The sequence below is a fragment of the Sphingomonas sp. OTU376 genome, assembly GCF_038440415.1.
Classification (GTDB): domain Bacteria; phylum Pseudomonadota; class Alphaproteobacteria; order Sphingomonadales; family Sphingomonadaceae; genus Sphingomonas; species Sphingomonas kyeonggiensis_A.
On record NZ_JASATQ010000001.1, the window covers coordinates 198,397 to 218,719 of the forward strand.

General features: G+C 66.0%; 25 protein-coding genes and 1 riboswitch. Of the genes, 10 read left to right on the forward strand and 15 right to left on the reverse strand.

All coding sequences use genetic code 11. The annotated features are described in order from the left end of the window. Window positions 1–11: 11 nt before the first annotated feature. The 3 genes from AAHM44_RS01045 to AAHM44_RS01055 all read right to left on the reverse strand — a co-directional run bounded on the left by AAHM44_RS01045 (window position 12) and on the right by AAHM44_RS01055 (window position 3,248). Window positions 12–1,043, reverse strand: a complete 1,032-nt coding sequence (locus tag AAHM44_RS01045; protein ID WP_342248710.1) for an NAD(P)H-dependent flavin oxidoreductase — start codon at window positions 1,041–1,043, stop codon at window positions 12–14. Between the two features lie 44 nt (window positions 1,044–1,087). Beyond that, window positions 1,088–1,804 (reverse strand): hypothetical protein, encoded by a 717-nt coding sequence (locus AAHM44_RS01050; RefSeq protein WP_342248711.1) that lies wholly within the window; start codon window positions 1,802–1,804, stop codon window positions 1,088–1,090. 163 nt (window positions 1,805–1,967) lie between these two features. Continuing rightward, window positions 1,968–3,248 carry an aspartate kinase gene (locus AAHM44_RS01055; RefSeq protein WP_269573233.1) on the reverse strand — a complete coding sequence of 427 codons (1,281 nt, stop codon included), beginning with the start codon at window positions 3,246–3,248 and terminating at the stop codon, window positions 1,968–1,970. Between the two features lie 84 nt (window positions 3,249–3,332). Here AAHM44_RS01055 and ubiG point away from each other — a divergent pair, with 84 nt between their 5' ends. Continuing rightward, window positions 3,333–4,064 carry a bifunctional 2-polyprenyl-6-hydroxyphenol methylase/3-demethylubiquinol 3-O-methyltransferase UbiG gene (ubiG, locus tag AAHM44_RS01060; RefSeq protein WP_342248712.1) on the forward strand — a complete coding sequence of 244 codons (732 nt, stop codon included), beginning with the start codon at window positions 3,333–3,335 and terminating at the stop codon, window positions 4,062–4,064. A gap of 50 nt (window positions 4,065–4,114) precedes the next feature. Here ubiG and AAHM44_RS01065 read toward each other — a convergent pair whose 3' ends face one another. From AAHM44_RS01065 to AAHM44_RS01075, 3 genes are all read right to left on the reverse strand, one after another. After that, window positions 4,115–4,681 carry a hypothetical protein gene (locus AAHM44_RS01065; protein WP_269573235.1) on the reverse strand — a complete coding sequence of 189 codons (567 nt, stop codon included), beginning with the start codon at window positions 4,679–4,681 and terminating at the stop codon, window positions 4,115–4,117. Window positions 4,682–4,770: 89 nt separating this feature from the next. Then, complete coding sequence (locus AAHM44_RS01070; protein WP_342248713.1) at window positions 4,771–5,142, reverse strand: tRNA-binding protein; 372 nt, start codon at window positions 5,140–5,142, stop codon at window positions 4,771–4,773. Window positions 5,143–5,181: 39 nt separating this feature from the next. Continuing rightward, window positions 5,182–5,529, reverse strand: a complete 348-nt coding sequence (locus AAHM44_RS01075; protein ID WP_269573237.1) for a GFA family protein — start codon at window positions 5,527–5,529, stop codon at window positions 5,182–5,184. A gap of 94 nt (window positions 5,530–5,623) precedes the next feature. On the opposite strand from AAHM44_RS01075, the gene AAHM44_RS01080 reads away from it, so the two are divergent. The 4 genes from AAHM44_RS01080 (at window position 5,624) to AAHM44_RS01095 (ending at window position 9,310) form a co-directional block, all read left to right on the forward strand. Next, entirely contained in the window at window positions 5,624–6,310 is a 687-nt protein-coding gene (locus AAHM44_RS01080) for an endonuclease III domain-containing protein (RefSeq protein WP_342248714.1), read from the forward strand. A 30-nt stretch (window positions 6,311–6,340) separates the two neighbouring features. Further along, window positions 6,341–7,042: a uracil-DNA glycosylase gene (gene ung / locus AAHM44_RS01085; protein ID WP_342248715.1), complete on the forward strand. Its 702-nt coding sequence runs from the start codon at window positions 6,341–6,343 to the stop codon at window positions 7,040–7,042. Window positions 7,043–7,132: 90 nt separating this feature from the next. After that, the gene (locus tag AAHM44_RS01090) at window positions 7,133–8,593 is read left to right on the forward strand and encodes a S41 family peptidase (protein WP_342248716.1); all 1,461 of its coding nucleotides are present in this window, start codon (window positions 7,133–7,135) and stop codon (window positions 8,591–8,593) included. A 75-nt stretch (window positions 8,594–8,668) separates the two neighbouring features. Beyond that, window positions 8,669–9,310: a DUF6891 domain-containing protein gene (locus AAHM44_RS01095; RefSeq protein ID WP_342248717.1), complete on the forward strand. Its 642-nt coding sequence runs from the start codon at window positions 8,669–8,671 to the stop codon at window positions 9,308–9,310. 61 nt (window positions 9,311–9,371) lie between these two features. On the opposite strand, the gene AAHM44_RS01100 is transcribed toward AAHM44_RS01095, so the two are convergent. From AAHM44_RS01100 to AAHM44_RS01120, 5 genes are all read right to left on the reverse strand, one after another. After that, window positions 9,372–10,187 (reverse strand): hypothetical protein, encoded by an 816-nt coding sequence (locus AAHM44_RS01100; RefSeq protein ID WP_342248718.1) that lies wholly within the window; start codon window positions 10,185–10,187, stop codon window positions 9,372–9,374. A gap of 103 nt (window positions 10,188–10,290) precedes the next feature. Further along, window positions 10,291–10,497 (reverse strand): hypothetical protein, encoded by a 207-nt coding sequence (locus AAHM44_RS01105; RefSeq protein WP_269573243.1) that lies wholly within the window; start codon window positions 10,495–10,497, stop codon window positions 10,291–10,293. Window positions 10,498–10,523: 26 nt separating this feature from the next. Beyond that, entirely contained in the window at window positions 10,524–10,931 is a 408-nt protein-coding gene (locus tag AAHM44_RS01110; RefSeq protein WP_342248719.1) for a VOC family protein, read from the reverse strand. Window positions 10,932–10,940: 9 nt separating this feature from the next. Further along, entirely contained in the window at window positions 10,941–11,498 is a 558-nt protein-coding gene (locus AAHM44_RS01115; protein ID WP_342248720.1) for a hypothetical protein, read from the reverse strand. 94 nt (window positions 11,499–11,592) lie between these two features. Beyond that, window positions 11,593–12,018 (reverse strand): hypothetical protein, encoded by a 426-nt coding sequence (locus AAHM44_RS01120; RefSeq protein ID WP_342248721.1) that lies wholly within the window; start codon window positions 12,016–12,018, stop codon window positions 11,593–11,595. A gap of 283 nt (window positions 12,019–12,301) precedes the next feature. Here AAHM44_RS01120 and AAHM44_RS01125 point away from each other — a divergent pair, with 283 nt between their 5' ends. Both AAHM44_RS01125 and AAHM44_RS01130 read left to right on the forward strand, forming a co-directional pair. After that, the gene (locus AAHM44_RS01125) at window positions 12,302–12,745 is read left to right on the forward strand and encodes a VapA/VapB family virulence-associated protein (RefSeq protein WP_342248722.1); all 444 of its coding nucleotides are present in this window, start codon (window positions 12,302–12,304) and stop codon (window positions 12,743–12,745) included. A 231-nt stretch (window positions 12,746–12,976) separates the two neighbouring features. Further along, window positions 12,977–13,435, forward strand: coding sequence for a VapA/VapB family virulence-associated protein (locus tag AAHM44_RS01130; protein ID WP_184163586.1), 459 nt, complete (start codon window positions 12,977–12,979; stop codon window positions 13,433–13,435). A gap of 57 nt (window positions 13,436–13,492) precedes the next feature. Here AAHM44_RS01130 and thiC read toward each other — a convergent pair whose 3' ends face one another. The 4 genes from thiC to AAHM44_RS01150 all read right to left on the reverse strand — a co-directional run bounded on the left by thiC (window position 13,493) and on the right by AAHM44_RS01150 (window position 17,583). Continuing rightward, window positions 13,493–15,352 carry a phosphomethylpyrimidine synthase ThiC gene (thiC, locus tag AAHM44_RS01135; protein ID WP_269573248.1) on the reverse strand — a complete coding sequence of 620 codons (1,860 nt, stop codon included), beginning with the start codon at window positions 15,350–15,352 and terminating at the stop codon, window positions 13,493–13,495. 35 nt (window positions 15,353–15,387) lie between these two features. After that, window positions 15,388–15,497, reverse strand: a riboswitch (TPP riboswitch). 34 nt (window positions 15,498–15,531) lie between these two features. After that, window positions 15,532–16,398, reverse strand: coding sequence for a MipA/OmpV family protein (locus AAHM44_RS01140; protein WP_269573249.1), 867 nt, complete (start codon window positions 16,396–16,398; stop codon window positions 15,532–15,534). Window positions 16,399–16,454: 56 nt separating this feature from the next. Continuing rightward, window positions 16,455–16,862 (reverse strand): DUF2141 domain-containing protein, encoded by a 408-nt coding sequence (locus tag AAHM44_RS01145; RefSeq protein WP_184163574.1) that lies wholly within the window; start codon window positions 16,860–16,862, stop codon window positions 16,455–16,457. Next, complete coding sequence (locus AAHM44_RS01150) at window positions 16,828–17,583, reverse strand: sterol desaturase family protein (protein WP_342248723.1); 756 nt, start codon at window positions 17,581–17,583, stop codon at window positions 16,828–16,830. The genes AAHM44_RS01145 and AAHM44_RS01150 overlap by 35 nt, the downstream gene beginning before the upstream one ends. Here AAHM44_RS01150 and AAHM44_RS01155 point away from each other — a divergent pair. From AAHM44_RS01155 to AAHM44_RS01165, 3 genes are all read left to right on the forward strand, one after another. Next, window positions 17,570–17,710 (forward strand): hypothetical protein, encoded by a 141-nt coding sequence (locus AAHM44_RS01155; RefSeq protein ID WP_342248724.1) that lies wholly within the window; start codon window positions 17,570–17,572, stop codon window positions 17,708–17,710. The genes AAHM44_RS01150 and AAHM44_RS01155 overlap by 14 nt on opposite strands. Before the next feature lie 74 nt (window positions 17,711–17,784). Next, complete coding sequence (locus AAHM44_RS01160; RefSeq protein ID WP_342248725.1) at window positions 17,785–19,464, forward strand: Mu transposase C-terminal domain-containing protein; 1,680 nt, start codon at window positions 17,785–17,787, stop codon at window positions 19,462–19,464. Between the two features lie 2 nt (window positions 19,465–19,466). Then, on the forward strand, window positions 19,467–20,323 hold an 857-nt coding region (locus AAHM44_RS01165; RefSeq protein WP_342248726.1), incomplete at its 3' end, for a TniB family NTP-binding protein.

Sequence of the window (20,323 nt, forward strand, 5' to 3'; positions counted from 1 at the left end):
CTATGCAGGGATCAAGCCGCGCGTTTCTCCAGCGCGTGCGCCGCCTCTGCCATCAGCGTGGCGATGATCTCGGCGACCGGCTCTTCCCTGGTCACCATGCCGACCGACTGGCCCGCCATCACGCTGCCATGTTCGACATCGCCGTCGATCACTGCGCGGCGGAGCGCGCCGGCCCAGTAATGCTCGATCTGAAGCTGGGCTTCCATCATCTCGATCTTGCCCTCGTCGAGCGACTGGGCAACTTCGCGCTGCTTGGCGGTGAACAGCTCGCCACCCGCGTTCTTGAGCGCGCGAACCGGAATGACGGGAAGCCGGGGATCGATCTGGACGCTGGCGACGGCATCGCGGGCCGAGGCGCGGATGAACGCCTTCTTGAAGTTCGGATGCGCGATGCTCTCGGTCGCCGCGGCGAAGCGGGTGCCGAGCTGGACGCCGGCCGCGCCCATGTCGAGATAGCCGGCGATCGCCTCGCCCCGGCCGATGCCGCCGGCGACGAAGACAGGCACCTGCTCGGAGACTTCGGGCAGGATCTCCTGGGCGAGCACGCTGGTCGAGACAGGGCCGATATGGCCGCCGGCTTCCATGCCCTCGACCACCAGCGCATCGACGCCCGACCGGATCAGCTTCTTGGCGAGGCTGAGCGCCGGGGCGAAGCAGATCAGCTTGGCGCCGTTCGCCTTGATCGCGTCGAGCGAGCCCGCGGGCGGCAGGCCGCCGGCCAGGACGACATGGCCGACATCGTGCTTCTTGCAGACCTCGATCAGATCGAAGAGCTGCGGGTGCATGGTGATCAGGTTGACGCCGAAGGGCTTATCGGTGAGCGCCTTGGTGCCGGCGATCTCCGCGTCGAGCAGCTCGGGCGTCATCGCGCCGCAGGCGATCACGCCGAAGCCGCCGGCGTTGGAGATGGCGGCGACGAGGTTGCGCTCGGACACCCAGGACATGGCGCCAGAGATGATCGCGGTTTCGCTGCCCAGGAATTCGCGGCCGCGGGCCATGCGGCGGGCCAGGCGCTCGGCGCCGACGGAAGATGAATTGGTCATCGCCCTCGCCTAGCCTCGGCAGGGGGCTCCCGGCAAGAGATCGCTCAGGGTTGGCGCGTCACCCGGCGATAGTCGATACGGATCATCACCCATTCGCCGACCATCAGCTTGTCGTTCACCCGCGGCGGACGGACCAGGAACTGGAAGGCGGCCTGGCGGACCGATCCGGCGAAGCCAGTGCCGCGCGTCTCGTCGAGCTCGTAGCAATCCTCGACCCGGTTGCGCGCCACGGTGCGGCAGGCGACGAGGCCGAAGCCGGGGAAGCGGGCGCGGTTCTCGTTGATATAGGGCGAGAGCTCGGCATCGCGCGGCTCGCGCACCCATTCGGCGACATAAAGCGTCTCGCCATGCCGGCCCTTGCGGCCCGCCACCGGCGTGTCGTTGGCACCGCCGCCGCCGCCCGCATCGGCGGTGGCGCCGTCCGGGGCGTCGGCGTGCGCACGCGACGGCACCTTGGCGATGTCGCCCTGCTGGTAATCGTTGCGGCTGAGCTTGAGGAAGGTCGGCGGGCCGATGGGGACAGGGCTCTCGACCGGAGTCGGCACCGGGGGCGGCGGCTGGGTCCGGGACTGCGCCTGCTGCTTCGGCGCGGCCTTTTTCTGCTGCTTCTCGGCAGGCTTCTTGTCGGGGCTCTCCTCGCCCTTCGACGCCTCGATCCCGAAGGTATTGAGGCTGTTGCCCTGCTTGCGGCCCGGCAAAGGCGGCACGAAGAACAGCAGGAGCGCCAGGAGCAACAGCTCGATGACGAGCGCGATGAGCAAGGCAGCGCCGCGCCTGCGGAGCAGTCCCGAATCAGCAAAGAGACGGGAAGGCCACCGCATCACGAACTTCCCCCAACCACGCCCGCACGGCGGCACCGCGACCGAAACATGGCAGCATCCAGCCGCATGTTACGGTTCGTTGCAGCCGACGGTCAGGAAGCGATCACGCGGCCTCGTCGGTCGCGTCGAGCCCATAGGCGGTGTGGAGGATTCGCACCGCCAGTTCGGTCTCGTCCTCGTTGATCAGGACCGAGACCTTGATCTCCGAGGTGGTGATCGCCTGGATGTTGATCCCACGCTCGCCGAGCGTCTTGAACATCGTCGCCGCCACGCCCGCATGGCTGCGCATGCCGACGCCGACCACCGAGATCTTGGCGACGCGCGTATCCTGGAGCAGATCCGCGAAGCCGATCGAGCCCTTGGCCTGGTTCAGCGTCTCGATCGAGCGGGCAAGGTCCGCCGCCGGCACGGTGAAGGTCACGTCGGTCGCGCTCGCCGAACCCGCGCTCTGGTGCGCGATGTTCTGGATGATCATGTCGACGTTGATATTGGCCTCGGCCAGCGGGTTGAAGATCGTCGCCACCGCGCCGGGCTTGTCCGGCACCGCGGTGAGGGTGATCTTCGCTTCGTTCTTGTCGTGCGCGATGCCGGTGATGAGCTGGCTTTCCACGTCCTGAATCTCCTCTTCGCCCACGATCATCGTACCGGGCAGCGTGTCCGCCATCGGGGCATCGTCGCCGGTGAACGACGACAGCACCTGAACGCGGACCTGTTCCTTCATCGCCAGACCCACCGAGCGCGTCTGGAGCACCTTGGCCCCGACGCTGGCGAGCTCCAGCATCTCCTCGTACGTCACCTTCTTGAGCTTGCGGGCCCGGGGGACGATGCGCGGATCGGTGGTGTAGACACCGTCCACGTCAGTATAAATGTCGCAGCGGTCGGCCTTGACCGCCGCCGCCACCGCCACCGCCGAGGTGTCCGAGCCGCCGCGGCCGAGCGTGGTGACGCGATTGCTGCCGTCATTGGTGACGCCCTGGAAGCCCGGGATCACCGCGACTTCGCCGCGCGACCAGCCTTCTTCCAGCCCGGCCGAATCGATCGACTGGATACGTGCCTTGGCGTGCGCCGCGTCGGTATGGATCGCGACCTGCGAACCCAGCCAGGAACGCGCCGGCACGCCAAGTGCCTGGAGCGCGACCGCAAGCAGGCCCGAAGTGATCTGCTCGCCGCTCGACACCACCACGTCATATTCGCGCGGATCGTAGAGCGAGCTCGCCTCGCGGCAGAAATTGACCAGCCGGTCGGTCTCGCCGGCCATCGCCGAGACGACGACCGCGACCTGGTTGCCGGCTTCCCATTCGCGTTTGACTCGCGCCGCGACGCTCCGGATGCGCTCGATGCCTGCCATCGAGGTGCCGCCGAACTTCATCACGATACGCGCCATGGAATGAGCCTGTCTGCTTTGCGGGCCTTTGGTCCCCGCCTGCACGGGGATGACGATAATGGGGCGCCCTGATAGGAGCGGCTCATGGGAAGCGCAACCAAAGCTACGATTGACCCGCGTGAAGCTGAGCATTTCGGCAAGCTCGCCGCGGACTGGTGGAATCCGAAGGGTAGCTCCGCGATGCTCCACCGGCTGAACCCGGCCCGGCTCGGCTATATCCGCCAGGCGATCGACCTGCACTGGGGCGGCGACTCGGCGGGCTTTGCGCCGCTTGCGGGCAAGACCGCGATCGATGTCGGCTGCGGCGCCGGGCTGCTGGTCGAGCCGCTTGCAAGGCTGGGCGCCCGGATGACCGGGATCGACGCTGCGCCGGAGAATATCGGCGCAGCCCGCGCCCATGCCGCCGCGACGGGCCTCGACATCGAATATATCGCCGGCGGGATCGAGAACCTGCCGGGCCGGACCTTCGACCTGGTCACGTCGATGGAAGTGATCGAGCACGTCACGGATCCGGCGGCATTTGTCGGCGCGCTGGCGGGTGCGCTCGCCGAGGGCGGCCTGATGGTGCTTTCCACGCCGAACCGCACGCTGGCTTCGCGCATCGCGATGATCACGCTGGCCGAAGGTACCGGCGCGATCCCCGAGGGCACGCACGACTGGAGCAAGTTCCTGCGCCCCGAGGAACTGGAAGAGCTGCTGGTCGCCGCCGGGCTGAAGGTGATCGACCGCACCGGCCTGGGCTTCTCGCCGGCGCGCGGCTTCGTGACCGGCACCGGCGAGGCGCTGAACTATCTGGTTACGGTGGTACGGGCCTGACGAATGCGGCTCCCCGGCGAAAGCCCGTGGAGCTATTCAGACTGTAAACGTCAGGGCTTCTGCCCGTAGTTGAGTACCGCCAGCGCGCCGATATCGAGCGTCTGCTTCGCCGTGTTGATGTGGAGCGCGGCGGCGAGTTCGCCCTTGGCATAGTCGCGATCGGCATGGCCGGCGGCGGTGTAGAGCTTCCACTCGGGGCCGACCGTCACCGGATTGCCGAACACCCTGGTGTAGGGCGCCGAGGCGAGCTGGATCTGGACGTTGGCGATGGTTGCGGTGGTCGCGCCCTCGGCCGGCTTCTCGACCCGGGCGTAGAAGGCGATCACGACCTTGTCGCCCTTCTTCACACCGAGCTGGAGCGGCGAGTTGACGCCGATGCTCCACGGATTGCCGCCCCCCGGCGTATCGACCCGGATCGCCTTGCCGAACTGGACCTTCGCGTCCTTGATCGGGGTCGGCTTGGCCCCGCCCGGCAGGCCATAGACCTGGAAACTGTCGGGATTGGCATTGTTGAGCACTTCGGGCTCCGCCGCCGCCGTCTGCGCGGCGAGCGGGGCGAATGCGAGCCCCGCCGGGATTGCGAGTGCCATGGCGGCGAGCGCCAGTCGCTTGGTCATCAGTTCCTCCCCTCGTTATTTTGCGGGGAGGCTATGCCTGTGTCCGGTTTGTTTCAACGAAAATGTTAGCGGTATCTTCTGGCCGACAATCAGAAGAGCCGGCCACCGTTCGGCACCGGCACCGAAGGGTGGAACAGCACCACCTTGCCGTCTTTATCGGGAAAGCCGAGCGTCAGCACTTCGGACATCATCTTGCCGATCTGACGCGGCGGGAAATTGACCACGGCAGCCACCTGCATGCCTGGCAGATCCTCCAGCGCATAGTGCTCGGTGATCTGCGCCGAGGAGCGCTTGCGGCCGATCGTCGGGCCGAAATCGATCAGCAGCTTGTAGGCAGGCTTGCGCGCTTCCGGGAAGGCCTCCGCCTCCAAGATCGTGCCGACCCGGATATCGACCGCGAGGAACTGGTCGAAGCCGATCGTCTCGGCAGGCTCGGCGGCGGGATCGTGGTTCATGTGCATGGGCCACCCCATGCCATCCCGTCGCCGAGCCCGCCAGTATCAGCGGCTGGCGCCGTCGTAGAACTGCACCTGCAGCGCATCGAGATCGATCCCGTCGGCACAGCGCAGGTTGATCTCGACCATCGGCCCGTCCGGCCCCTGCCCCTCGGCAAAGGGGGCGACGCCGCAGACCGGGCAGAAATGATGCGCGATGATGTGATGGTTGAAGCGATAGGTCGCCACCGCGTCGATCGGGGTCTGCAGGGTGAAGCGCTCGGGCGTGGTGAAATGGTGGAGCGGCGCCTTGCGGCGGCAGATCGAGCAGTTGCACTGCATCGCCCGCGTCGGCGGATCCTCCTGCACGACAAAGGCGATCGCGCCGCAATGGCAGCTTCCGGTAAACGGCATCGGCTCCTCCCTATCCTGCATTCTTTTATCGTTTTCGGGGCAACGCATGGGCCACCCCATTGTTCGTGTTCTTATTATGTTCTATACCGGGACCATGCAATCGGGCTTCGGCTTTTACGGGCATGACGACATAATCCGCTGGCAGCAAGCGCTGGAGCCGATGCGGGCGCTTGCCGAACCGCTGCCGCGGCGCTCGCCGATCGGGGCGCTGGTCAAGTCGATGATCAGCGGGCGGACGAAGGACCCGGTTTCGCTCGCCGCCTATGACCGGCTGGTCGCGCGCTTCGGCACCCCCGGACAGGTGCTGGCGGCGGGACCGGCCGAAGTGCTTCGCTGCATCGGCGCGGTTACCCATGCCGAGGACAAGGCGCGCTACCTGATCGGCGCGCTCGGCCGGATCGCGGCCGAGCGCAAGGGCTTCGACTTGGGCTTTCTCGGCACGCTGCCGCTGGGCGAGGCACTGGCCTGGCTCGAGCGGCTGCCCGGCGTCGGCCGCAAGGTCGCCGCCGCAACGCTCAACGGCAGCACGCTCGACCGGCCTGTGCTGATCGTCGACGGCCATGTGCTGCGCGTGCTCCAGCGCACCGGCTTCGTGCGGCGCGGCGCGGAGGGGCGCGACGCGAGCGAAGCGGTGACCGCGGCGATGCCCGAATGGCGGGGCAACGACTTTCTCGACTTCCATATCGGCACCAAGAAGCTCGGCCAGACGCTGTGCCGGTTCGACGGCACCGACTGCGCCCGCTGCCCGCTTCGGACCGATTGCCGCGCGCGCAGCGATTGACAGCACGCGCATGCTCCCGGACAGGAAGCCATGGCCGAGGTGAAACTCCATCCGAGCTGGCTTGAACCGCTGCAGGGCGAGTTCGCCGATCCCTACATGGCGCAGCTGCGCCAGTTCCTCGTCGGCGAGAAGGCGGCGGGCAAGCGCATCTTCCCGGCGGGCGGCGAATGGTTCCGCGCGCTTGACCTGACCCCGCTCGACAAGGTGCGCGTCGTCATCCTGGGCCAGGACCCCTATCATGGCGAGGGCCAGGCGCACGGCCTGTGCTTCTCGGTGAAGCCCGGCGTCCGCACCCCGCCCAGCCTGGTCAACATCTACAAGGAGATGGAGACCGACCTGGGCATCCCGCGCGCCCAGCACGGCTTCCTCGAGCATTGGGCCGAGCAGGGCGTGCTGCTGCTCAACGCGGTGCTGACCGTGCAGATGGGCATGGCCGCATCGCATCAGGGTCGCGGCTGGGAGCGCTTCACCGACGCGGTGATCCGGCTGGTCAATGCCCGGGAAGAGCCGGTGGTGTTCCTGCTCTGGGGCAGCCACGCCCAGAAGAAGGCGGCGTTCGTCGATTCGATCGACAAGGGCGGGCGCCACCTGGTGCTCAAGGCCCCCCACCCCTCGCCGCTTTCCGCCCATTCGGGCTTTTTCGGATCGCGCCATTTCTCCAAGGCCAACGCGTTTCTGGAGCATGTCGGCCAGAAGCCGATCGACTGGGCACTGCCGCCATTGCAGCGCTGAACAACAGCGCCGAAGTGGCGCAAATACAACAGGATGACTTGTCTCGCGGCTTGACTTAGGCTGGCTCCAGAAACTCTTCGGAGACCTGGCATGCGTCGTACCCTTACTGCCCTGATCGCGCTTTCCCTTTCCGCCTGCAGCGGCGGTGGCGGCGGCTCCGTATCGGCAGGCGGCGGTTCGACGGGCAGCGTCACGCCGACGCCGACCACCACGCCGACCCCGACCACGGCGGGCTGCACGCTGCGCGAGCGCCAGCTCTGGGCCGCGGCGCAGCTCAACGAATGGTATCTCTTCCCCGAGACGCTGCCGACCAGCCTCGACCCGGCGCCCTATTCCAATGTCGGCGACTATGTCGACGCGCTGACCGCCACCGCGCGCTCGCAGGGCCGCGACCGCTACTTCACCTATGTCACCTCGATCGCCGAGGAGAATGCCTATTACAATTCCGGCGCGACCGCGGGCTTCGGCTTCCGCCTGTACCTGAGCGGCAACCGGCTGTTCTCGGCCGAGACCTTCGAGGGCACGACCGCACTGGGTGCCGGCATCGACCGCGGCACCGAGATCCTCGCGGTGGGCACCACCACCGCCAACCTGCGCACCGTCAGCGACATCCTGGCGAGCAGCGGCAGCGCCGGGCTGACCGAGGCGCTCGGCCCCAACACCGCGGGCACAACCCGCAGCTTCCGCGTGACCGACACGGTGGCGGGCACCCGCGTGGTGACCATCGCCAAGACCGACTATACGCTCGACCCGGTCTCCAGCCGCTACGGCGCCAAGATCATCGACGATGGCGGCCACCGCGTCGGCTATGTCAATCTGCGCACCTTCATCAACACCGCCGATTCCCCGCTGCGCGCCGCCTTCGCCCAGTTCAAGGCGGCGGGGGTGACCGAAGTCATCGTCGACGTGCGCTACAATGGCGGCGGCCTGGTCTCGATCGCCGAGCTGATGGGCAATCTGCTGGGCGCCAACCGCAGCACCTCCGACGTGTTCGACTATATGACCTTCCGCGCCAGCAAGTCGGCGCAGAACAGCACCGCCTTCTTCGCGCCGCAGACCCAGTCGATCGCGCCGACCCGCGTCGCATTCATCGGCACCTCCAGCACCGCCTCGGCCAGCGAGCTCGTCGCCGCGGGCATGCTGCCCTATCTCGGCACCAACATGGCGCTGGTCGGCACCAACACCTATGGCAAGCCGGTCGGCCAGATCGCGGTGGACAAGAGCGCCTGCGACGACCGCTTCCGGATCATCGCCTTCGCGCTCGAGAATCGCGACCACCAGGGCGCCTATTTCACCGGCCTCTCCAGCATCGTGAAGGCGAGCTGCCGCGCGTCGGACGACATCGCCTATCCGATGGGCGACCCGCGCGAGGCCTCCACCCGCGCCGCGCTCGACTTCATCCAGGGCAAGAGCTGCACCGCGATCAGCGCGGTCAGCGGCGCCAGCGCCAGTGCCCGCACCACCGGCGAGACCGGCAGCCCGAGCGCCCAGGAACTGCTGAGCCCGCAGGCCCCGACCGTGCCGCAGCGCGACGTGCCCGGCATGTTCTGACCCGATTTTGCGGCGCCCGGCATAGGCGCGGGCGCCGCGGCTTGCTATCTTGCCCTCCGGACGATGGAGGAAATGATGAAGTCGCTGTTCGGCCGCCTGTTCGGCAAGCGCGCTCCGGAGCTGGCGCCTGCTGCGGCCCCGCCTGACGAAAAGGCCGAATGGGTCCGCGACCAGATCCGCCGCGACGTGGCGAGCGGCTTCTATGACGAGGACGCGATCCTGACCAACGCGGCCGACGCCTTTGCCGACGACCTGACCCCCGACGAGCTCCGCCCGATGGCCCAGCAGGCGCTGCGCGAGGCGCTGGCCGAGCAGCGCGTCGCCGAGCGCCACTGGCCCGACGAGACCGATTGCGACCGGCTCGACGCCGCCTTCGCCGCGCTCGAGGAGAGCGGCGTGATCGCCCGCCAGAACTTCAGCTGCTGCGGCAATTGCGGCGCGACCGAGATCTGGGACGAGGTCCGCGCCGTCGAGGAGACCGGCGCCGAGATCCGCGGCTATGCCTTTTACCACATGCAGGACACCGAGGGTGCGGTGGACGGCGGCGGGCTCTACCTCAACTATGGCGCCTGCGCCGAAGGCGAGGACGCCGCCCTGGCGGTCGCCCGCGACATCGTCGCCGAGCTCGAGGCGCATGGCCTGGCCACCCATTGGGACGGCAGCTGGGACAAGCGCATCGGCGTGACGCTCGACTGGAAGCGCCGCCGCGGGCTCTAAGCGGCGGCGTTACCAGTCCAAAGTACACGAAGTACACGCCAAGAGCGCGTTTTTCGGCGGATCAGATCGTCCCCTCGCCGCGTATCCGATCCAGCTCCGCATCGAAATGCGCATCGATGGCCAGCTGCGCCGCCGAGGGCGTATCCTGTTCCTCCTCCGACTTTTCGTAGAGCCAGCGCGGCAGCTTGTCGCCGGCAAGGTCGGCAATCTCGAGCTTGTACTCCAGCTCCTCCGCCGAAAGCCCGGCGGCAGGATCGGCCGGCTGGACCGGCGCGAGCGCGGCCAGCGCATCGGCGAGCGGCATCGGCGGCGCATAGGGCACGGCGCCGGCCGGCAGCGTGTCACGGTGCGCATGGGCATAGCGTTCGGGCAGATGCGCGCGCAGCAGGAACATCAGCAGCCGGTCGTTGACCCGCATGCGACGGCCGACGCGGCGGCCTTCCTTGTCGAAAACGGGCTCGTCGCTGCCATGGATCGCGCGATCGAAAGCGAGGTCTGCCAAATGGTTCGCAGCGTGGTGGATGGCGATTTCCCAGGCGCGGGCGAAATTCTCGCCGCCAGGCGAGCGCCGCAGCTTGTAGGCACTGCCGACCGACATGCCGACCTGCCGCGCCGCCTCGGTCACCGAGCCGCGGTCGGCCAGCGCCTCGATGAAGTCGCGCTGGCGCTCGGGGGACCAGCCATCATGCCGATGTTTCCGGCGCACGGGCACCCATTCATAGTCGTCCGGGTAATGGCCGTGTTCGTCGAGCGGCGTCAGCGGCCGCGCATCCGGCGGCGCAACGGCACCGCCCTGGGCGATGGCGGGAAGGTTGACGGGATCGATGCCGGCGGAGAGCGCGGGATCGAAAGCGATGCGATGGTCCAGCTGTTCCATGGCGCGAGGGAAACAGGCGAAATCCTACATTGCGAGAGGTGTAGGACCGATTCCCGGCGGGTGTTGCGCGCGGGCATCCATCAGGATCGCGAGCCCCGTCGCGTCAGTCGCGGGGCGGCGGCAGCGCCTTGCGGGCGCGGCCGGCATGGAGGATCGGCGGAACCGACAACAGGATCGCCGCGACCATCCCGCCAATCGCGAGCAACCCGATCGGCGTCGCCCGCGCCTCCGCCTCCATCACGAACTTCCCGGCGCGCAGCGTGGCGCGGGCGGTTTGCGGGGTGAAGAGAGGGTGGGGTTCGTCGGGCATCGGGGCTTCCTTTGCGCGGAACCCTATCACCGATGCGCGGCGAACTCGATCAGGTCCCAGCGATTGCCGTAGAGATCCTCGAACACCGCGACCTTGCCATAGGGCTGGCTCGCCGGCGGCCGGACGAACCGGACGCCGGCCGCGCTATAGGCCGCGAAGTCCCGCTCGAAATCATCGGTGGCGAGGAACAGGAAAACCCGGCCCGCCGCCTGGTTACCGATCGCCGCCGCCTGCTCCGGCCCGACGGCGCGGGCGAGCAGAATGGTGGTGGCACTCTCCGGCGCGCCGGGCGGGCGGATCATCACCCAGCGCTTGTCCTGCTCGGGCTGGTAACTGTCCTCGACCAGCGTGAAGCCGAGCTTGCCGATGTAGAAGGCGAGCGCTTCGTCATAGTCGCGGACGATCAGGGCGATGTGGGCTAGGAATTGAACCACGGTGCCTCGTCAGCGATTCAAGAGCGCGATAGCCTGGTAGACACGCTCGAACATATCATTCGAGGGCTCCATATCGCGATTAGGATGGATGCGCTGCGCGAGCGATGGAGCTCGCAGAAAATATTCCTTCGCGAGTTCGGCATCGATTGCGTCGCTGTCTCGGACGGCAACCGCGTGGACCCGCTCGAACACGAGGATAAATTCGACGTTCTGTGCACCCAGGTCGGAAATCTTCGCCCGGACGTTATCCTCAGTCGGATAAAGCGTGTAGCGCTCGACGAAGGTATCGCAAACCAATCTCCATCCAAGGTGAATCAGCAGTACCGGCTTGAGCAGGTTCTGTTGGGCGGAGAGCCAATCACTTGCGTCCGATGACGGCGCTATGATCGCCCTGCTGAGGACTGCAAACACCTGCACTGGTGAGAGTGCAGCAAAACTCTTCGCATCGAAATCCATGAAGCCGAGCCGAAGGGTTTTTGGCGTCAAACGATACCCGGACCCATAGATTATCAGAGCCGAAATAGCCGCCAATAACAGACCCAGCAGGGTTCCCAATACTATCTGCATTCTTCCCCCGTCATGTCAGATTCATGGGCATGCGGTCGGCCACGACCATTGACATAACCCTCTGCCACGGGGAATTACAACGAACCCGAAGAGGCTACCAAACCTCCACCACCGCCTCGAACGGCGGGCCGCCCCGGCTGTGCGTCGCCGTATAGTGGATGCGGCTGGGGATGATGCTGGTGCCCTTGTATTCCGCCTGCACGTCGAGCTTGTCGATCAGATCTTCCTCGGTGAAGCGGCGCAGGGTGCCGATCAGGAGCTGGCGGGCCCCTTCCACGGCGGGCGGGATGTAGACGAAGTTGTGCGGGTCGCTGGGTCCGCCCAGTTCCTTCGGGAAGATGTGGATCTTCACCAGCCGGCCTTCGCGGACCAGCCGGTTTGCCGCCGCCTTGCTGGTGATGTCCGAAAAGTCCGGGCCATTGGCCACCTGCCCCGTCTTCTGCGCCGTCGCGGCAGGCGCGAGTGCCAGCGAGCCGAACAGCAGCAATGCCCCGGCCAGTCCCTGCCATATGCCCGCCATTGCCGCCTCCCCGTCCTGGATGATGCGCGCAAGGCTATCGCGGGACGCATCCGCTTTGGCAGCAGGCGCGTCCGTTTCGGACATGTCTCCGGCGCGGCGTCGCGGAACCCCGGCGAAAAGGCCTGGACCTCCGTGGCTTGGCGCGATTTGGCCCCGAAACGGCTCTGCTCCGAAGCGGCCCATGCCGCGATTGCCGATCGGGGCGGCGCGGCGGAGCCTTGGCGGGTCGAGTCGATCTCCGGCCCGATGCGCCGAGCGGCGCGCACTTCCAGGGGAAGCCCTCATGACCACCGATACGCAGACCGTCGAGCCCGGCCGGCAGGCCGCCGATCTCCAGCAGCTGTTCGACGGCAAGGTGCCGCAGCAGGTGCTGGATTCGGCCCGGGCCCATCTCGAAAGCCGCCCGCTGGTCGCCGCCAGCAGCGGCGACGCCACCCTGATCATCACCGGCGGGATCACCGGCCAGCTCCATTGCGTGGTCGATGACGGGCCGACCTTCCTCGGGCATTTCTGGGGCGGCGCGCCCGCCACCCGGTCGCCCGGATCGATCTACACCGACGATCCCGAGCGGCTCTACAGCCAGTCGACCAGTTTCATGCTGGTCGCAACGCCGGTCTATGTCAGCCTGATCTTCCTCGATGACAGCGGCAATGCGCTGGGCAGCTTCCAGGGCCGCGCGATCGGGACGGTTTCGGGCAGCTATGGCGGCACCGGCAGCTGGTCCTGATCGCCGGCAGCGGTGCAAGGCTGATCCGCTCCGGAGTCATTCCGGCGCGCACCGGGCCACCAGCGGTCCGAAATGCCAGCAATCCCGGCGAGTCGGCGATGAAACAGCCGAAATGGTTATGCTCCGATCCGACCCAAGCCATGGTTGTGTGCGGCCCGGGACAAGATCAGCCTTGGATCATCGAGGCGATCCTCGCTTCGATTTGACCGATCCACGTGGGGAGGACTTCACATGACGGACACCGTTACCGAAATCGATCGCGACCAGATCGCGAGCGACTTCAGGAAACTGCTTGCGGATCATCTGCCGCAGGAAGCGATCGACAATGCCGTGGCGCATCTGGAGAGCGCACCCAGGGCGGCGGCGACGACGGCCTATCCCGCCAATGGCAGCGTCGCGTCGCTGATCGTCTACACCAAGTGCCAGTGCACGATCCTGAACGGCGGCAAGACCTTTGACGGCTCGGCCTGGGGCGTGACCTTCCCGGGCGGCGGCGCACTGAAGGGAGACGTCTATACCGACGACATCAACAAGCTGTACGCGAAGACCTCCAGCTTCACGCTGGTGGCGACGCCGGTCTATACCAGCTTCATCTTCATGGACGACAGCGGCAACACGCTGGGCAGCTTCCAGGCCGGATCGATCTCGACCGTGGGCGGGATCGGCGGCGGCAGCGGCCACTGGCACTGAGCCTGGCGCCAGACGAAAGCGGGGCGGCCGAGACGCGCACGGCCGCCCCTTTTCGCGTCAATCGTGCTCGCGGTCGCCCTGGCCCATGTACAGCTCGCGGCCGGTCTCGTTGTAGAGCTGCGACATCGCGGCCATGCCGGCCTCGGCATCTTCCGCCGCCAGGAAGCCCTCGACCGGGGCATTCTGCTTGGCGGCGAAGTCGCGCACTTCCTGGGTGATCTTCATCGAGCAGAACTTCGGGCCGCACATCGAGCAGAAATGCGCGGTCTTGGCGCCTTCGGCCGGCAGCGTCTGGTCGTGATACTTCTCCGCCGTATCGGGATCGAGCGACAGGTTGAACTGGTCGCGCCAGCGGAACTCGAAACGGGCGCGGCTCAGCGCATCGTCGCGGACCTTGGCCGCGGGATGGCCCTTGGCGAGATCGGCGGCATGCGCGGCGAGCTTGTAGGTGACCACGCCAACCTTGACGTCGTCACGGTCCGGGAGCCCCAGATGCTCCTTGGGCGTGACGTAGCAGAGCATCGCCGTGCCGTACCAACCGATCATCGCGGCGCCGATGCCGCTGGTGATATGGTCGTAACCGGGCGCGATATCGGTGGTGAGCGGCCCGAGCGTGTAGAAGGGCGCCTCGCCGCACGCTTCGAGCTGCTTGTCCATATTCTCCTTGATCTTGTGCATCGGCACATGGCCGGGGCCTTCGATCATCACCTGGACGTCCTGTTCCCAGGCGCGCTTGGTGAGCTCGCCCAGCGTGTAGAGCTCGGCGAACTGGGCTTCGTCATTCGCGTCGGCGATCGAGCCGGGGCGCAGGCCGTCGCCGAGCGAATAGGCGATGTCATACGCCTTCATGATCTCGGTGATCTCGTCGAACTTCTCGTAGAGGAAGCTCTCCTTGTGGTGCGCCAGGCACCATTTCGCCATGATCGAGCCGCCGCGCGAGACGATGCCGGTGACGCGCTTGGCGGTGAGCGGCACGTACGGCAGGCGGACGCCGGCATGGATGGTGAAATAGTCGACGCCCTGCTCGGCCTGCTCGATCAGCGTGTCGCGGAAGATTTCCCAGGTCAGGTCCTCGGCGATGCCGCCGACCTTCTCCAGCGCCTGGTAGATCGGCACGGTGCCAACCGGCACCGGCGCGTTGCGCATGATCCATTCGCGGGTGTCGTGGATGTTGCGGCCGGTCGACAGGTCCATGATCGTGTCGGCGCCCCAGCGGATCGCCCAGACCATCTTGTCGACTTCCTGCGCCACGTTCGAGGCGACGGCGGAGTTGCCGATATTGGCGTTGATCTTGACCAGGAAGTTGCGGCCGATCGCCATCGGCTCCGATTCCGGGTGGTTGATGTTGTTCGGGATGATCGCGCGGCCGCGGGCGACTTCCTCGCGGACGAACTCCGGCGTCACGTAGTCGGGGATCGACGCGCCGAAGCTGTTGCCGTCGCGGACATATTCGGCGAGGCGGGCGCGGCCGAGATTCTCGCGCTCGGCGACATATTCCATCTCGGGCGTGATGATGCCGCGCTTGGCGTAATACATCTGCGAGACGTTCATGCCAGGCTTGGCGCGCAGCACCTTCTTGCGGACGTTCGGGAAGGGCTGGACGCCGCCGCTGCGGTCCGGGCCGAGCTGGCCGTTATCCTCGGGACGGACTTCGCGCTGGGCGACTTCCTCGACATCACCGCGGGCGCGGATCCAGTCGCGGCGCAGCTCGGGCAGGCCGGCCATGATGTCGATCCGGGCCTCGGGATCGGTGTAGGGGCCGGAGGTGTCGTAGACGCGGACCGGGGGTTCGCCCGACGACGGCTCGAGATAAATCTCGCGCATCGCGACCTTCAGCGGGCCGACATGGATCTTCTTCGAACCGCGGATCGCGCCGGTGGTGACGGCGAGTTCGGTCTTGGCGGGGATGTCGGCCATTCGTCACTTCTCCAAATCGGGAGAGGACGGTCGTATGGTGGCGGCCGCTCCCTCCCTACGCCGGTCTCAACCGGATCAGGTTCAGCGGGTCGGAGGCTGCGGCCTCCCTCTCAACCGCGACGAAGCGGTCCCCCGGGGATGGCCGTGTCTTAGGCGCTTGGGGAAGCGAGGTCCAGCACTCAGAAGGTGAGCGCCAGCCCCGCCGCGCCGGTCCACTGGTTGCGGTCGCCGGCGATGCTGACCAGCGGGCTGTCGGCGAAATCATTGACCAGCTTGCGATAGGTACCGCCGGCGACCAGCGACAGGCCCTTGGTGAGGTTGCCGGTGAGCGCATAGGCGAAATAGCCGCCAAAGGTGATGTCCTTCTGCCCGCCCTCGGGGCGGAAGATGGGGAGCCCGCTGGCGATGCTCTGCGCCGGGGTGACGCCGAAATAGGTGCGGGCATAGCGATCCTCGACGATCTCCGCCGAGGCGGAGAGGCTGACCATCGCCTTGGTGCTGAGCGGCGTCGAATAGGTGACCACCGGGTTCCAGATGCCGGCCTTGTGCACCCGGGTGACGTCGCGGCGATAGGAGATCGTGACCGAGAGCTTGTCGAAATCGCTGGTGATCAGCCCGGTGCGGCCGATGCCGAAATAGCCGCCGACCTCGAGCGCGGAATCGACTTCGCCGAGCGCGCGGACGCGGGGATCGCGGATGGAATCGCGGTTGGAACGGTTCATGTTGTAGACCGCGACGGGCCCGAGCTGGATATCCCAGCCAGGGCCGGTGCCGTTCGGGATCACGTCGAGCTGGGCGCGGTTGCCGACCAGGGTGAAGCTCATCCCCGCCACCGTGCCGTTGGCGACCGGGATCGGCGTCCAGCGATTGTGGCTGGAGCCTTCATAGTCCGGGAAATAGGCCGCGCCGACGCCCAGGGTAAGCCGCGCGGCGCCTTCGCTGGCGGCCTCGGCCACTTCGGCCGATTGCGGCGCGGCCTGGTCCTGCGCGCAGGCCGGGGCAATGGCGAGGAACGAGGCGGCAAGCGCACCGCAAAGTCGGATCATGGGGCACCCTCTGTCATGTTGCAGGCGCGAGAACGCCGCCCGGAGCGCCCAAGTTCCTATAACAGATAGCGAATTCGAACCTGTTGCCGCTGTGCATCAGCGCCCAGGGTGAAGCGCGCATCCTTGTAGCGGGGCGGGCCGAAACGGATCGCGGGGTTGCGCGAGAAGCCGAAACCCTCGCGCGGAATGCCGAGCATCGTATCGAGCTTCGAATTGCCATTGGCATCATGGATCACGGCAATCGCATAGTCACCGACCGGCAGGCCCTCGAGCCGGATGCGCGGATTGGCGGCCGGGAGCGTGCGCTTGAGCGCGCCCCTGCCGTCGCGGCAATCGGGAAAGTCGCCCGGATCCTGGACGAGGCAGAGCCGCACGACGCCCTTGGCCGAGCGCAGTCCGGTCATCTCGATCTCGAGCGGACCGCCGGTCTCAGCCGCGGGCGATCCGGCGCCGAGCAGCAGCATGGCCGCGATCGAAATCCCCAAGGCCCTTGTCGGTGCCGCAAAGCCGGTCCCAGTGGCGGAAATACAGTCCAAAATTGCACCCATAATGTTCGTGGTGACGCTGGTGATGGCTGGCGGTGATCAGCCAGGCTCCGAGCGGCCCCTGCCAGACGAAGCGGGGCCAGATCTCCCAGCCCATGTGATTGGTTACGCCCATCACAGTCATGATCGTCAGTACCAGGCCGAGCGCGCCGACATGGATCGGGATCAGGAACACCAGCGCCGGGATCACCACCGCACCGGTGACCGCTTCCCAGGGATGAAAGCTCATCGCGGCCCAGGCGGTGGGCGGCCGGCTGGCATGATGGACCGCATGCATCCGGCGGAACAGCGCCGGGCGGTGCATCCAGCGATGCGTCCAGTAGAACCAGGCATCGTGCGCCAGCAGATAGAGCAGCACCGAGACCGGCAGGTACCAGAGCGGGAAGGCGTGGACATCGGTGTAGATCCGCGTCCAGCCATGATTCTGCCAGCCCCAGGCGACCACACCGGCGGGCACGCCGTAGATGGCGGCGCTGGCAAGGCTCCAGCCGATCTCGCGGCGGATCTGCCGGTCGAGCCCGGTATAGAGGCCGGGATGCTTCACCCGCGTCGCCAGGGCGAAGCCGCCGCTCGCCAGCAGATAGCGCACGCCGACGATCAGCGTCATCGCGAGCGCGGAGAGGGCGATGGCAAGCATCATGGGCAAGGGCTTACCGCATTTTCCGGCCGAAGGCGCGCGAGGGCGAATTAATTGTGCAGTGTCATTTTCAGAAGGCGGCTGCACCAAACTCACAGGGGATGACGCCGGTGGTGCAATCGTCTTCTGATACGAGACATCAGAAGACGGCTTCACCAAACTAGGCTATATTCAACAGCCGTGTGCACCAGATGAGGTTTGCGCATGGCGCGGGAAGCATCATCGATAAACGAACGCGGCTTGGCGACCCTTACTGATGAAGAATGGGCGCGGTGTCGGCAGCGGGCCGAGATTATAGGCCCGCTGGCGGCTCAAGCAGCGGTCAGTCGTGAAGCGGCCGATACAGCCGGACAAGCACTCGGCCTGTCCAGGCGGCAAATTTATATCCTCGTCCGCCGTGCTCGAGAGGGCGAGGGGCTGCTAACGGATGTCGCTCGCCGCCAATCCGATGGTGGCAAAGGCAAGAGCCGCCTCTCGGAGTCGGTCGAACACATCATCCGCGAGCTTCTACAGACGCGCTTCCTGACGAAGCAGAAGCCGAGCCTCACGGCATTTCATCGTGAGGTTGCGCGTGCTTGCACCGCGCAAAATCTCCCGGTCCCGGCATTAAATACCTTGGCCCTTAGAATTGACGGCCTCGACCCGATCAAAGCGACTCGTCTCCGGAAAGGGAAGGACGCATCCCGTGGCTTGCAAAGTGCCGGCGGCAAGCCACCTGTCCTGACCGCACCGCTTGAGCAGGTGCAGATCGACCATACGGTCATCGACCTGGTCGTCGTGGACGAACGTGATCGCCAGCCGATCGGGCGCCCATATCTTACCATCGCCATCGACGTGTTCACCCGATGCGTGCTCGGGATTGTGGTCACGCTTGAAGCTCCATCCGCTGTCTCGGTTGGCCTCTGCCTGGCGCACATAGCGTGCGACAAGCGCTCTTGGCTCGAGACGCTGAACGTGGAGGTTGATTGGCCGATGAGCGGCAAGCCCAAGCTGCTCTACCTGGACAACGCAGCCGAATTCAAAAGTGAAGCCCTACGCCGCGGTTGCGAGCAGCACGGGATCAGGTTGAGCTATCGTCCACCCGGACAACCGCATTACGGCGGCATCGTGGAGCGGATCATCGGCACCACAATGCAGATGATCCACAATGAATTGCCCGGAACGACCTTCTCCAACCCTGGCCAGCGCGGGAAGTATGCATCGGAGAAGATGGCGTCCTTGACCTTGCGTGAGCTGGAGCGTTGGCTCGCACTGGCGATCGGCACTTATCATGTCTCGGTACATAGCGGCCTGCGGCAGCCGCCGATGGCGCGCTGGGCCGAAGCACTGGCATGCGAAGAGACGCCGGCCGTCGTCACCAATCCCAAAGCATTTCTGGTGGATTTTCTACCTATCATTCGGCGCACGCTGCAGCGTACCGGTTTCGTCATTGACCACGTCTTTTACTATACTGACGCGCTCAAGCCGTGGATCGCACGTCGCAACCGCTTCCCACCCTTTCTGATTCGGCGTGATCCGCGCGATATCAGCCGTATCTGGGTGTTAGAACCCGAAGGCCAGCTCTACTTGGAGGTCCCCTACCGGACCTTGTCGCATCCCGCCATCACACTCTGGGAGCAACGAGAAGCACTGACGAAATTGCGGCAGCAAGGGCGCGAACAAGTGGATGAAGCAGCGCTATTCCGCATGGTCGGACAGATGCGCGATATCGTCACCACTGCGCAAAAGGCCACGCGCAAGGCGCGACGCGACGCAGATCGCCGCCAACACCTCCAAGCATATGTTCCACCTGAAACTCGCACCCTGCCAAAGTCGGCGGCCATCGACGAATCTCAAGATAACCGACCGTCGGCCAAGCCCTTCGACCAAGTCGAGGAATGGTAGCCTTGGATGAGCATCTACCCGCCGATCTGTCTCACCTGCTGCCTGCGGCGCAGGGCTTGGCGCTTTTGCCAGCGCAGGAGCGGGTGCAGCGTATCCGAACCGACCGCTGGATAGGCTATCCCCGGGCGGTCGAAGCGTTGAACCGGCTAGAGGCGCTGTACACGTGGCCCAGCAAACAACGCATGCCTAACCTGTTGTTGGTCGGTCCAACCAACAACGGCAAGTCTATGGTGATCGAGAAGTTTCGGCGAACGCATCCGGCCAATTCGGACGTCAATCAGGAGCACATACCGGTATTGGTTGTACAGATGCCATCCGAGCCATCGGTGATCCGCTTTTATGTCGCGCTGGTCACCGCCATGGGCGCGCCGCTGCGCCAGCGACCGCGAATGCCGGAAATAGAGCAACTTGCGTTGGGACTGTTGCGAAAAGTCGGCGTTCGCGTGCTGGTGATCGACGAACTTCACAATGTTCTAGCGGGCCACAGCGTTCACCGACGTGAGTTTCTCAACCTGTTGCGATTCCTAGGCAATGAGCTGCGCATACCGCTGGTCGGTGTCGGCACACGAGATGCGTATCTCGCCATTCGCTCAGATGACCAGTTGGAAAATCGGTTCGAACCCATGACTTTGCCTTTGTGGGAGGCAAACGATGAATGCTGTTCGCTTCTGGCGAGTTTCGCAGCTTCGCTTCCGCTGCGGCGCCCATCGCCGATCGCTACGCCGGACTTCGCCCGCTATCTGCTCACCCGCAGCGAAGGGACTATCGGCGAGCTGGCGCAGCTATTGTCGGGGGGGGGGGGGGGGGGGGGGGGGGGGGGGGGGGGGGGGGTGAAACAGACCCCCAGAGAAAAGGAGAA